15 protein-coding genes, 1 tRNA gene and 1 pseudogene are annotated in these 11,609 nt (G+C 37.0%); 8 read left to right on the top strand and 9 right to left on the bottom strand.

All coding sequences use genetic code 11. The annotated features are described in order from the left end of the window. The first annotated feature begins 65 nt into the window (after positions 1-65). Together FFR48_RS07585 and FFR48_RS07580 are read left to right on the top strand one after the other, a co-directional pair. Positions 66-482, top strand: coding sequence for a thermonuclease family protein (locus FFR48_RS07585; protein ID WP_137666937.1), 417 nt, complete (start codon positions 66-68; stop codon positions 480-482). Between the two features lie 206 nt (positions 483-688). Beyond that, entirely contained in the window at positions 689-1,120 is a 432-nt protein-coding gene (locus FFR48_RS07580; RefSeq protein ID WP_137666936.1) for a nucleoside deaminase, read from the top strand. A 180-nt stretch (positions 1,121-1,300) separates the two neighbouring features. Here FFR48_RS07580 and FFR48_RS29335 read toward each other — a convergent pair. From FFR48_RS29335 to argF, 4 genes and pseudogenes are all read right to left on the bottom strand, one after another. Next, a pseudogene (locus FFR48_RS29335) lies at positions 1,301-1,429 on the bottom strand (ribokinase); the annotation flags it as partial. A gap of 51 nt (positions 1,430-1,480) precedes the next feature. Then, positions 1,481-2,968, bottom strand: coding sequence for a DNA phosphorothioation system restriction enzyme (locus tag FFR48_RS07570; RefSeq protein WP_137666935.1), 1,488 nt, complete (start codon positions 2,966-2,968; stop codon positions 1,481-1,483). Between the two features lie 107 nt (positions 2,969-3,075). Next, positions 3,076-3,687 carry a transcriptional repressor LexA gene (gene lexA / locus FFR48_RS07565; RefSeq protein WP_096567941.1) on the bottom strand — a complete coding sequence of 204 codons (612 nt, stop codon included), beginning with the start codon at positions 3,685-3,687 and terminating at the stop codon, positions 3,076-3,078. A gap of 314 nt (positions 3,688-4,001) precedes the next feature. Beyond that, positions 4,002-4,922, bottom strand: coding sequence for an ornithine carbamoyltransferase (argF, locus tag FFR48_RS07560; RefSeq protein WP_096567943.1), 921 nt, complete (start codon positions 4,920-4,922; stop codon positions 4,002-4,004). A 281-nt stretch (positions 4,923-5,203) separates the two neighbouring features. On the opposite strand from argF, the gene FFR48_RS07555 reads away from it, so the two are divergent. Together FFR48_RS07555 and FFR48_RS07550 are read left to right on the top strand one after the other, a co-directional pair. Then, positions 5,204-5,275: transfer RNA gene (locus FFR48_RS07555), tRNA-Thr, on the top strand. A gap of 124 nt (positions 5,276-5,399) precedes the next feature. Next, positions 5,400-6,380 carry an aldo/keto reductase gene (locus FFR48_RS07550; RefSeq protein WP_137666934.1) on the top strand — a complete coding sequence of 327 codons (981 nt, stop codon included), beginning with the start codon at positions 5,400-5,402 and terminating at the stop codon, positions 6,378-6,380. A gap of 32 nt (positions 6,381-6,412) precedes the next feature. Here FFR48_RS07550 and FFR48_RS07545 read toward each other — a convergent pair whose 3' ends face one another. Together FFR48_RS07545 and FFR48_RS07540 are read right to left on the bottom strand one after the other, a co-directional pair. Further along, complete coding sequence (locus tag FFR48_RS07545; protein ID WP_236104025.1) at positions 6,413-6,574, bottom strand: hypothetical protein; 162 nt, start codon at positions 6,572-6,574, stop codon at positions 6,413-6,415. Next, entirely contained in the window at positions 6,574-6,798 is a 225-nt protein-coding gene (locus FFR48_RS07540; protein WP_137666933.1) for a hypothetical protein, read from the bottom strand. The genes FFR48_RS07545 and FFR48_RS07540 overlap by 1 nt, the downstream gene beginning before the upstream one ends. A 53-nt stretch (positions 6,799-6,851) precedes the next feature. Between FFR48_RS07540 and FFR48_RS30025 the strand changes: the two genes are divergently transcribed. Further along, a complete protein-coding gene (locus FFR48_RS30025; RefSeq protein ID WP_268932418.1) occupies positions 6,852-6,974 on the top strand; it encodes a hypothetical protein in 123 nt (40 codons plus the stop codon). A 31-nt stretch (positions 6,975-7,005) separates the two neighbouring features. Here FFR48_RS30025 and FFR48_RS07535 read toward each other — a convergent pair whose 3' ends face one another. Beyond that, positions 7,006-7,560 (bottom strand): Uma2 family endonuclease, encoded by a 555-nt coding sequence (locus FFR48_RS07535; RefSeq protein WP_137666932.1) that lies wholly within the window; start codon positions 7,558-7,560, stop codon positions 7,006-7,008. Positions 7,561-7,702: 142 nt separating this feature from the next. Here FFR48_RS07535 and FFR48_RS07530 point away from each other — a divergent pair, with 142 nt between their 5' ends. Further along, on the top strand, positions 7,703-8,929 hold the full coding sequence (locus tag FFR48_RS07530; protein WP_137666950.1) for a DUF4336 domain-containing protein: 1,227 nt from the start codon (positions 7,703-7,705) through the stop codon (positions 8,927-8,929). Positions 8,930-8,975: 46 nt separating this feature from the next. On the opposite strand, the gene FFR48_RS07525 is transcribed toward FFR48_RS07530, so the two are convergent. Further along, the gene (locus tag FFR48_RS07525; protein WP_096572675.1) at positions 8,976-9,263 is read right to left on the bottom strand and encodes a TMEM165/GDT1 family protein; all 288 of its coding nucleotides are present in this window, start codon (positions 9,261-9,263) and stop codon (positions 8,976-8,978) included. A 31-nt stretch (positions 9,264-9,294) separates the two neighbouring features. Beyond that, a complete protein-coding gene (locus FFR48_RS07520) occupies positions 9,295-9,687 on the bottom strand; it encodes a TMEM165/GDT1 family protein (protein ID WP_371851431.1) in 393 nt (130 codons plus the stop codon). Positions 9,688-10,067: 380 nt separating this feature from the next. Here FFR48_RS07520 and FFR48_RS07515 point away from each other — a divergent pair, with 380 nt between their 5' ends. Both FFR48_RS07515 and FFR48_RS07510 read left to right on the top strand, forming a co-directional pair. Continuing rightward, a complete protein-coding gene (locus FFR48_RS07515) occupies positions 10,068-11,207 on the top strand; it encodes an AAA family ATPase (protein WP_137666931.1) in 1,140 nt (379 codons plus the stop codon). Beyond that, positions 11,204-11,512 carry a hypothetical protein gene (locus FFR48_RS07510; RefSeq protein ID WP_137666930.1) on the top strand — a complete coding sequence of 103 codons (309 nt, stop codon included), beginning with the start codon at positions 11,204-11,206 and terminating at the stop codon, positions 11,510-11,512. Before FFR48_RS07515 ends, FFR48_RS07510 begins: the two co-directional genes overlap by 4 nt. Positions 11,513-11,609: the final 97 nt, after the last annotated feature.

Raw genomic sequence — 11,609 nt, 5'->3', positions numbered from 1 at the left:
GATTCCAGATCAATAAGATACAGAATCTAAATTGAAACCTCAACCGACTTAGGATTACCTTAGCAATGACAGACAGAGATCCATACATTTATAGAATCAAATCAGTTCAAAAAATCGTAGATGGCGACACTATTGATGCTGATATTGACCTTGGTTTTGATATCTCCCTGACTAAGCGCATTCGTCTTGATGGTATTGATACCCCAGAAACGAGAACAACGAATACTGATGAAAAAAAACTTGGTCTTGAAGCTAAAGAATGGCTAAAAAAACAACTAGACAGTAAACATCAAATTCTGGTTAAAACAAAACTTCCAGACAGCACAGAAAAATATGGGAGAATACTGGGCAGGTTATACGTTGACGATGTATGTCTTAATGATCTGATGATTGCCGAAGGATATGCTTGGAAATATGATGGTGGCACAAAAAACAAAGACTTTGAACAACTGAAAGAAATTCGTAGATTAAAAGGAAATTAACAAAGTAATCAACAACCCGATCCCCGACTTCTATTTTTAATTATCCCTTGCATGATAAAAATTATATCAGAAATCGGGGATATTTCTGCAATGATATCGCGGACTTTTACACCAGTTTCCGAAGATATCGAGTACCCATTTAGCAGGCAAGACTTGTACTAATCTTGTCGAAGTATGCCTGTTTTTTCATATCAGGAGTTTATCAAATGGATGAGTTTATGCAAGCTGCAATTAGCGAAGCCAAACAAGGCAGAAATGAGGGCGGAATCCCCATTGGGTCTGTTTTGGTCAAAGATGGGAAAATCCTTGGTAGAGGTCATAATAAACGGGTTCAAGATGGTGATCCTGTCACCCATGCGGAAATTGATTGTTTAAGAAATGCGGGGAGAATTGGTAATTATAAAGGTACAACTTTATATTCTACATTAATGCCATGTTATTTGTGTGCCGGTGCTGTGGTGCAGTTTGGGATTAAAAAAGTAATTGCAGGAGAGTCGAGAACTTTTCCTGGTGCAAAAGAATTTATGGTTTCTCATGGTGTGGAAATTATAGATTTAAACCTGGATGAATGTGAACAAATGATGAGTCAATTTATAGCAGAAAAACCTGAATTATGGAATGAAGATATAGGAGTTTAAAGAAGTCAGGAGTCAGGAGTCAAAATTTTGGATTTCCCTCGTTTCCAGTCTCTGACTGGGAATGCTATCATAGAGTCTCTGACTCTAATTTAACTAAAGGTAAAGCCTTTAATAATTCATTCCCATACTCTGTATGGGAACGAGTAAAACGAGTAAAACGAGTAAATTACGAATTACAAATTACGAATTACAAATTACGAATTTCTCCAAAGTAATTCTATCAGGTAAAGAACTCTGCGCCCCTAATTTTGTAGTTGCTAAAGCCCCTGCTGCTGCACCCCAAACTACTGCTTCTTTTAAAGGCTTACCGGGTCTTTATTTATCAGGTTTTTGGCTTTATTTGGGATTAACTCAATTCATCTAAATATCCAATAACCCGTAACGCTTTTGCAAATCTAATAATTTCATCCTTGCTTCTCCTGCATTATCCGCTAAATCCGCAAATTCCACAAACCTTCTTAACTCTTTTCTTAACAAATTGCGTTCCACCTCTATTGCTTCTCGATCCAAATCAGGAGGTAAAACAATCATATCAAAAATCGTCGCTCTATCCTTACCAGGATGGGGACGTAAAACCCTACCACGACGCTGGATAAATTGACGGGGATTCCCAGAACTTGATAAAATCACCGCAGTTTGAATAGCGGGAATATCCACACCTTCATCTAAACAACGAATAGCAACTAAACCTTGTAATTCTCCGCTTTCAAATTGTTCTCTTAAAATTTCCCGTTCTTGTAAAGAAGTATGTGCGGTGTAGGTGCTGACTTTGTAACCTAACTCTCCTCCTAAAATTCTCGCTACTTCCTTCAACTGACGCAAAGATGAACGGTGTCCGCTTTCCTGTGAACCATCGCTACAATAAAATAAAGTATGGCTGGTATCCAGACGATTTAACATTAATTCTTTCAAAGTTACTAATTTATTTTCTGCTGCACCTACTAACCTAGAACGTTTTATTAATAAGGATTTAATATCTTCAATATTTTCAAAATCGTCGATACCCCCTTCTTCTCGTTCTCTATATTGTAGCGATCGCCCTATTCTTTTAGTCAACTTCAAATAATTAATACTTTCAACTTCCGTTAATTCCACTAGAAGAGGATAATATAGATAATGAACTAAAGCACCTTGATTTATGGCATTCTGCAAACTAAACTCCGGTTGTAAAACAGAACCAAAATAATCAAATAAAGACTCCGTACCTCCATCATCAAAATATCTTTCTGGGGTAGCAGACAAAGCGAGACGTAAACCGATATTCCGAGGTAAACTTTCTTCTAACCTGGGTGCGCCTAAATTATGCGCTTCATCACCAATAATTAAAGTTTTAGGTGTAAAATATTTAAGTTGAGATTGCAACCCCTCACTAATTAAAGTCGAGTTAGTGGTGATGACAGTGACGAAATTTTGAGAACCGGAACGCAGATTATATAATTGCGTTGAAAGTTGACTTTGCCAAGTGCGTAAATTCTCGAAAGCCAAAATCGGTTGTAAGTTAAATTTCTCACATTCTCTACCCCATTGACTAACCAAATGACGGTAAGGACACACCACCAACAAGACTTGTAAACCTATTTGTTGGTATAATTCACAGGCGATCGCCAAAGCAGTAATCGTTTTCCCACTACCAGTAGCCATTTTCAAAGTCCCTCGACCATTATTAGCAAACCAGCTAGTAATAGCTTGACGCTGATATCCCCGCATTTGCAAAGATACAGGCATTTTTGGACATCCTGGTAAAGACGACTGAACATGATAACTACCCTGATTTTCCCTGACAAAAGGCAACTTGAGAGAGAAAGCAGGAGGTTTTTGTTTCTGTATTGGCGATCGCGTGAGGTACATAAGGAGTTCAGTAGTTCAGTAGTTCAGTAGTTCAGTAGTTTGGGAGTTCAGGAAGAAGAATTAATATTTTTCCCAGTCACCAGTCACCAGTCACCAGTCCCTAGTCCCTAATTATAATTTCTCCACACACCAACCAAAGAACCCTGTACCTGTACTTGCATAGCGGGTACTTCGATAGGTTGATATTTTGGGTTTGCAGGTTTGAGAGTGACAGTATCTTCTTCCAGATAAAAACGTTTTAAAGTTGTACCGTATCCTTCCACCCTAGCGGCAACAATCGTACCATTTTTTAACTGATTGGGTTCGAGTACGGGACGCAAAAACACCACATCACCATCAGCAATTAAATCTTCAATCATGCTATCACCCGTTACCCGCAAAGCATAGCTGCGGGGAGGTAGAGATAAATTAGCCAAGTCTAAATATTCATGTTCCACCGCATCGGTAAAAGGTTCAATTAAACCACCAGCAGCTATAGTTCCTAAAATGGGTACACCTTGCTTAGTCGGCCGCAAAATTCTAATTGTTCGCGCTTTCCCTTCATTCCAGTCAATGTATCCCTTATTGCGTAAATGTTCCAAACGACTTTGAATAGGTGCAGGTGACTTGAGATTCATCGCTTGCATCATCTGGCGAATAGATGGCGAATACTGATTAATACGGATATATTCTACCAACCATTCATACAATTCTTGTTGGACTGCTGTTAGTTTTTCCATTGTTTTATCGGGAAGTAATTACAAATGTCCCTAGAGCATTTGTACTACAAAAATCTTCCCTTAACAAGATTGATTTAAATATTTCTCAAGAATAAATCAATATCTTTCTTCAGCACTTGCGACTATTAACCAGTAATTTTAGTGAAATAGAGTTATATTTATCAATTTTTTCCTTAAATTGGTGATTGGTGATGGTGATTGGTAATTGGTAATTGGTAATTGGTAAAAAACTCTTAACTATCAACTGTCAACTATCAACTGTCAACTGTCAACTGTCAACTATCAACTATCAACTATCACCAATCACCATTCTTTCACTTTGCCCCTAAAATACTAGCAAGTAAAGCTTTTTGGGCGTGTAATCTATTTTCTGCCTGATCCCAAACTTTTGATTGAGAACCTTCGATAACTTCATCGGTAATTTCTTCACCACGATGGGCTGGTAGACAGTGTAAAACAATTGCTGCGGGATCGGCAAAACTTAATAATTGTTGGGAAATTTGATAAGGTTGGAAGATAGGAAGACGGTTATCAGCTTCCGATTCTTGTCCCATACTTGCCCAAACATCAGTATAAAGAACCTGTGCGCCTTTAGCTGCTGCGGCTGCATCATGGGTGAGAATAACTTCAGTTTTATGATCAGCGATCGCCCTAGCTTTTTCTACAATTTCCGCATCTGGGGCATATCCTGAAGGAAAAGCTACTCTCACATTCATTCCCATCAAAGCACAACCCAACATGAGAGAATTAGCCACATTATTACCATCCCCCACATAGGTCAGAGTTAAACCTGCCAGAGAGCCAAAACATTCTTGAATAGTTAATAAATCAGCTAAAATCTGACAAGGATGCTCTAAATCTGTCAGAGCATTAATTACCGGAATTTTGGCATAATTAGCAAAAATTTCCAACTCCTGCTGGGCAAAAGTTCTAATAGCGAGGATATCCAAATAACGATCCAATACCCTAGCGGTATCCTGTACAGGTTCACCCCGACTCACTTGGGTAACATTAGGGTTCAGGTCAATAACCTGGCCACCCAGTTGATACATTGCCACAGTAAAACTAACCCTGGTGCGGGTGGAAGCCTTGGAGAATAACAAACCCAAAACCTTGTTACAATGTAACGTTAGCTTTTGTGACTTGAGTAAAGCTGCCATTTCTAGAAGTTCTTGCAGTTCTGGGGAACTCAGATCCGCCAAACCTAATAAATCTCGTCCGATCAATGCTGCCATGCTGATGATTTGTATATTATGGTGATGTTTTCTGTGTCTTCACTCAGCCGCGTCAACAGGAATACAGTCTTAAAACTCTACCAAATTATTGTTACCTGAATCTACTGGATTGTAGTTAGCTTGGTGATACATCAGCAGTTATGGGATTTTGGATTTTGGATAGACTTGACAGTTAACCCAGGTAAAAAACCAGGGAAAAAAATTTTTTCGGAAAACTACTAGACAAATAATTTATTTATGCTATTATTATAAATCGGTGGGCAATTCAAAAGCTCCAACACGCCAGCATAGCACAGCGGTAGTGCATCCGACTTGTAATCGGAAGGTCGTCAGTTCAATCCTGACTGCTGGCTTTTTTATTTAAATAAACACATATAGAAACTATAGAAACGAATTTAGTGTTTTATTGTTTAACCTGCCTAAATCCAATTTAGGTATCATCAAATGCTAACATCATTCTTTTTATAGGAAAGCAATATGCAAACAAATCAATCACTATCTTTTCCCAGTATGGGATGTGGAACATGGGCTTGGGGTAATCAACTCCTGTGGGGATATAATGAAAGCATGGATGACCAATTACAACAGGTATTTAGTCTTTGTGTGAGTAATGGTGTCACCTTATTTGATACAGGAGACTCCTATGGTACAGGAAGATTAAATGGACGTAGTGAGTCACTTTTAGGTAAGTTTAGCAAAGAATATCAAGGATTAAATCAAGATCATATTTGTATTGCGACAAAATTAGCAGCTTATCCTTGGAGATGGACAAGAAAATCAATTATTTCTGCTTGTCATGCTTCTGCGAAAAGATTAGGAAAAAACGTTGATTTAGTGCAGATGCACTGGTCTACAGCTAATTATGCACCTTGGCAAGAAGTAGGTTTATTAGACGGTTTAGCTGATTTATATGAACAAGGTTTAGTTAAAGGTGTAGGATTATCTAATTACGGTACAAAAAGATTATTATGGGTACATAAAAGATTTCAGGAAAGGGGAATACCGCTAAAAACTTTGCAGGTACAATATTCTTTATTATCTACCTATCCAGTGACGGAATTAGGTTTAAAAGATGTATGTGATGATTTAGGAATTAAATTAATTGCTTATAGTCCTTTAGCTTTGGGTTTATTAACAGGTAAATTTTCGGAAAATGGCAAGTTTCCTAAAGGTGTAAGGGGGTTTTTATTTAAACAAATTTTACCAGGGATTCAAGGAGTTTTAGGAACTTTAAGAGAAATAGCAACTCAGAGAAATAAAACCATGTCACAGGTTGCTATTAACTGGTGTATTTGTAAAGGTGCAATTCCTATTCCTGGAGCGAAAAATTTAGAACAAGCACAACAAAATATCGGTGCTTTGGGTTGGTTGTTGAGTGATGGGGAAGTTGCAGAGTTGGATAGTGCTGCTGCTAAGTCACAGAAGAAGATGGTGCAGAATATTTTTCAGACAAGATAGTAATAATGATGTTTATTGATATATCAATTTACTCAACTATCCAACAAATCATGCCAATTTTCTAAAGGGAAATCCCAAGCTTGTTGTATACGTTGAAAATCTGTATCTGCGGAAACAACTGTGAGATAATTTTCAATAGCAGAATCCCCAAAAATGACAGAACTACAGTGATTTGTGTCCAAAAGGTATATCATTAAAATTCCGCCAACCCACGGGAAGATTCTACTATTTCTAAACATTCCTTCAGATCATCACCAACCCATTTTCCAGCATGACGAAGAATAGATTTTCCTGATCCTGGACGATGAGGAGGTTTAGACTCTTTTTGTTTAAGTGACCGGATAATCTTCAGTGTTTCTTTAAGCTCTGTTTCTGACATTGAATTAATTTCTTGTATTAGTAATTCTTTGGTTGTCATAATTTTTATCCTCATAAATCCTAATTCAGGGATGTTGAATAAATCTCAAAACATTGCAGGTAAGCTGTTTTAAGTTACAAGCAGATAATTTGGATTATGGTTATTTAGTAGAATGGGCAGAATTTTTAGATTTGGTTGATGAGTTTAGTGAAGTATTAAATCAAGCTGGAATATAAAATTATCATTTAGTATGATTTAAAATTAATCTTACACCCCCAATAACCTCTCCACCGAAATAACCACATCAGGAAAAGCTAAAGTACGAATTTCACCAGCTTTGAAAATTTCTCGACTTTGATAAACTGCATCACTCGGAACTCGAAAAACAATCAATTCCATATTCCGCAAATTAATTATCCAATATTCGGGAATACCTGCGGAAGCATAAACTTTAGTTTTAACTTCCAAATCTTTACTTAAACTAGAATCTGAATATTCAATTACCCAAAATATATTTTCTGGATAAGGATGATGTTCGCGGTAATCTTTTCCTAAACGTTGAACAATAGCAATATCTGGTTCTGGTTCGGAATTAGTTTCTGGGATAGTAATTGGTTTAGCTTGACGAACTTTTGCTTTTTGTCCAAGTAAATAAATTAAATATTCTCCTGCTTCATCACTAGAATAAGCATGATATTCTCCTTCGGGAGCCATTTCTACTATTTCCCCATTAATTAACTCAACATTACGATCTGCTAAAATACCAGTGGCAATTATTTGATGATAATCTTTAATAGTCCATTTTACAGTAGTTACATTCATAGCAGTTCTCCATCTGCTTTATTCCCATTGTAACTTCATTGATGACAAAATTAAATTCCCAGATTAAATTATTAGCTCCAAAATTTGCTAAACTCCAAAATCGGGAAAGATTAAAATATTGGTTATTGGGAGCGATCGCACAGTGATTCAAGGTGAAGGTACAATCAATGTAGAAAATGTCAACCCCCAGGATTATACATGGAAGTTCTGGCCAGTTGTCCCCCTTTATCCCTACGGAAAACGTCGCACTATTCGCAAAGAAGTAGTTAAGGATACTATCTGGATCTTTGATCAGATGCAAGGGGTTTTCTATGTAGTTGTACCCATCCGCATGACGGTGGTAAAGTTAGAAAAAGGCGGTTTATTGGTTTATGCACCTGTCGCACCCACAAAAGAATGTATCCGGTTAGTAAATGAGTTGGTAGCAGAACACGGAGAAGTAAAGTATATAATTTTGCCCACCATCTCAGGAATAGAACATAAAGTATTTGTCGGACCCTTTGCGCGATATTTTCCTACAGCACAGATATTTGTAGCACCAGAACAATGGAGTTTTCCCGTAAATTTACCTTTAAGTTGGTTGGGTTTACCATCAAACCGGACGCAGATATTACCCGCAGATAGTAGTCAAGTACCGTTTGCTGATGAGTTTGATTATGAGATATTGGGACCCATTGATTTGGGTCCTGGGAAGTTTGCAGAAGTGGCATTTTTCCACAGGCGATCGCACAATCTCTTGCTCACAGATACCATAGTTTCCGTACCCGCAGAACCACCAGCAATAGTTCAACTTGATCCCTATCCGTTGCTGTACCACGCCAAAGATCAAGCATACAATATTATAGCCGATACAGCAGAAAACCGCCGCAAAGGATGGCAACGTATTACATTATTTGCCTTTTACTTCCGTCCCAGCGTAGTGGATGTACCCAAGTGGAAAGATGTATTTAGAGATGCCTGGAAAGCACCAGAACGCAGCCTAAAAACATATTTTGGCTTTTTCCCCTTCCAATGGCGAAAAGACTGGGAAAGGTCTTATGAAGCATTAAGAGGAGATGGGCGGATATTTGTGGCACCGGTTTTACAGAGTTTAATATTAAATCGCGAACCCCAGGAAACAATAAATTGGGCTGATAAAGTGGCACAATGGGATTTTCAATGGATAATTCCCTGTCATTTTGATGCACCTATTAAAGCGGAACCGCAACAATTTAGAAAAGCGTTTTCTTTTTTGGAAAAATATCCCAGTGGGGGTTTAGTGAATAGTAATAGTTATCCTTTACCGGAGGATGATTTTCAGGTTTTGCGAGATATTGATCAGGGTTTGAATAGGTTTAAAATTGTGCCACCTGCGAGGGAGAAGGTGTAGGATGTCCCCTGACAAATTAATACATTCTATTTTGGAGAGGTCTAATTTAATCAGATTCGGTTTCACTACTAGGTAAAAGCAGACGAATAGCGAGGATCGCAAACCCCACAGCAGCGATCGCCTTTAAAATTCTTGTAGGAAATAACTCTGCAACTGCACCCCCAGCTAATGCTCCTAGTAAACTGGTTAATACTAAAGCACCTGCTGTACCAAAAAATATAGCTTTGCGTGATTGACCTTGACCAGAAAGAGCGATCGCCGCTAACTGACTTTTATCTCCCAACTCAGAGAGAAACACTGTAATAAAGCTTAGTCCTAAAAGATTCCAATCCATAATTTTCTCTATAACAACCAACAACTGAAAATTAACCAACAAACACATCCCAAAACAACATTACAGAAATCAACAGCAACATTACCCCTGCTGATTTTTCCACAGTTTTCGGACTCAGTTTACTCGCAATAAAACCACCAAGCAGCACACCTAATAAACTGGTAGTAACTAAAGCAGTTCCCGAACCCAGAAACACTAACCAAGGTGCATGAGATTCCGCACTCATTAACAACGTTGATAATTGGGTTTTATCACCAATTTCCGCTAAAAATATGGTAATGAAGGTAGTTCCCAACACCATCCATACTGATTGCTGTTTTTTGTTTGCAGGTTGAGCAGTATTTTCTGGTACTGGTGACTGGGTTTCAGGTTCGGTAATGGTTACAGGTCGAGTGTCAAGTTTCACGGGTGTTAGTCTTTTCACTAAGTGGTTTTCATATTCTTTTCATTTTCTCATAATGTTGTCATAAATGGCAACACTTCAGGGAAAAAAGTTAAAATTAAAAACCAACAGCTTGATTAAAGCGGATCATTTCCAAACTGCGATCACTGTGCTTATACCCATCAAGAAGCAATATCAAGCAAATAACAGTATTTATTTTTTATATGAAGATTTATGAAGATTTATGAAGATTGTTGATGAGAGTATCCGCTTAATTAATGATATTAAAAAGTAATCCAAAACAAAATCTCTGATCACAACTTTGAGTGCTACAATACCCGATATAGAGCGAATGGAAGATATTCATGTAAGAAGTTCTTTTAGATTCTCTATATAATTGCTTGTTAAAAAAAATAAAAAGTATGAAAATACAGAGTTTTAAATTCAGTAATAATAAAGAAAATTGGCACATTGAGGAAGTTAAATTTCAGGATCTCAATTTACTTGTCGGTGGTTCTGGAGTTGGAAAGACAAGAATTTTAAAGGCACTTGACTTGATTTGTGATGTTGCAATAGGTAGGAATCGTAATTTAGATGATTTGGAATGGAGTATCAATTTCTCTCATTTAGGACAAAATTATAGTTGGAAGTTAAAAAGTTCCTCTTTCAAGGACACAGAAATTCTTACAAATGAGTCAGAACAAGCTGAAATTGTGTATGAAAAATTAGTTCGATATGATGATGATTCTGAAATAGAGATACTTCTTCGCACTACTTCTGATTCAAAGTTCAATAATGAAAAATTACCTAAGTTGAAAAGAACTGAAAGTGCAATTAGTCTTCTTTCAGAAGAAGATTTGATTATTCCAGTAGGTAAAGCATTTGATAGATTTATATTCAACTCCGAAATTCCTCAAGAATTAATGTTTAATAATGGGTATGATCCTGCTAAAATAGAGTTGTCAGATAAAATAAAAATAAATATTTACGATTTTCAAGAATATTTTGCTGGCGCTCCACCCGTCCTGAAGGCTTTTTGTTGGCAGAAATTTTTTCCAGATATTTTCAATGAAATTAAAGATTATTATATTGATATTTTTACAGAATTGAAAGATGTGAGAGTTAGTAGTGAAAGAGATTCAGATGGTGATTTTCTGTTATTCTTTGAAATTCAGGAGAACGGTTTAGAAGACTGGATTCCTCAACAGCGAATTTCATCAGGTATGTTTCGTACGTTAATTTGTTTACTTGAAATAACTACTGCTCCTGAAGAGTCAGTAATTTTAATTGATGAATTTGAGAACAGTTTAGGAATTAACTGTATGGCTGAAGTAACAGACTTCATCCTTGATAAATCCCCAGATATACAGTTTATACTTACTAGCCATCATCCATATATTATCAATAATATTCCTTGGGATACGTGGCAAATAGTTAGTAAATCTGGAAACAAAGTCAGAGTCAGAAAAGCTTTAAATATTCCAGAACTTAATACAGCTTCTAGTTTGGATAAGTTTACTCAATTAGTTAATTTACTTGATAGTGAGGAAGTTTCTGAGTGAATCTTTTATTTTTAGTAGAGGGGGGAAAAACTGAACCAAAGGTATATAAAGCATGGTTAAAATATTTATTTCCTAGCTTAACTTTTGTTGTCAGACCTGAAGATATGACGATGAATACCTGTCGAATTATCGCAGGTGATGGCTATCCAAATATGGTGAGTAAGCCTAAGCAATATCCAGGAGTTTCTCGACTGGAAGCCTGTCTAATTGATATAGAAACATTCGGTAATGTCAATCATTTTTTTATATGTATTGACTCCGAAGAAAATTCTTATATAGGGGTTGCTGAGAAAGTCTTTCCGTGAGGGCATAGGAGTCAGGAGTCAGGAGTCAGGAGTCAGGAGGAGATTTGAAAATTTCTTTGCCATCTCTTGAAATCCCAAAAAATGCACACTTTTTCCG

Source organism: Sphaerospermopsis reniformis (genome assembly GCF_005402885.1).
Classification (GTDB): domain Bacteria; phylum Cyanobacteriota; class Cyanobacteriia; order Cyanobacteriales; family Nostocaceae; genus Sphaerospermopsis; species Sphaerospermopsis kisseleviana.
This window is presented reverse-complemented; position numbering and strand designations above follow the sequence as displayed.

Coding starts and splice junctions, on each gene's coding strand:
- FFR48_RS07585 (WP_137666937.1), top strand. CDS start 66: ATGACAGACAGAGATCCATACATTTATAGAATCAAATCAGTTCAAAAA.
- FFR48_RS07580 (WP_137666936.1), top strand. CDS start 689: ATGGATGAGTTTATGCAAGCTGCAATTAGCGAAGCCAAACAAGGCAGA.
- FFR48_RS07570 (WP_137666935.1), bottom strand. CDS start 2,968: ATGTACCTCACGCGATCGCCAATACAGAAACAAAAACCTCCTGCTTTC.
- lexA (WP_096567941.1), bottom strand. CDS start 3,687: ATGGAAAAACTAACAGCAGTCCAACAAGAATTGTATGAATGGTTGGTA.
- argF (WP_096567943.1), bottom strand. CDS start 4,922: ATGGCAGCATTGATCGGACGAGATTTATTAGGTTTGGCGGATCTGAGT.
- FFR48_RS07550 (WP_137666934.1), top strand. CDS start 5,400: ATGCAAACAAATCAATCACTATCTTTTCCCAGTATGGGATGTGGAACA.
- FFR48_RS07545 (WP_236104025.1), bottom strand. CDS start 6,574: ATGATATACCTTTTGGACACAAATCACTGTAGTTCTGTCATTTTTGGG.
- FFR48_RS07540 (WP_137666933.1), bottom strand. CDS start 6,798: ATGACAACCAAAGAATTACTAATACAAGAAATTAATTCAATGTCAGAA.
- FFR48_RS07535 (WP_137666932.1), bottom strand. CDS start 7,560: ATGAATGTAACTACTGTAAAATGGACTATTAAAGATTATCATCAAATA.
- FFR48_RS07525 (WP_096572675.1), bottom strand. CDS start 9,263: ATGGATTGGAATCTTTTAGGACTAAGCTTTATTACAGTGTTTCTCTCT.
- FFR48_RS07515 (WP_137666931.1), top strand. CDS start 10,068: ATGAAAATACAGAGTTTTAAATTCAGTAATAATAAAGAAAATTGGCAC.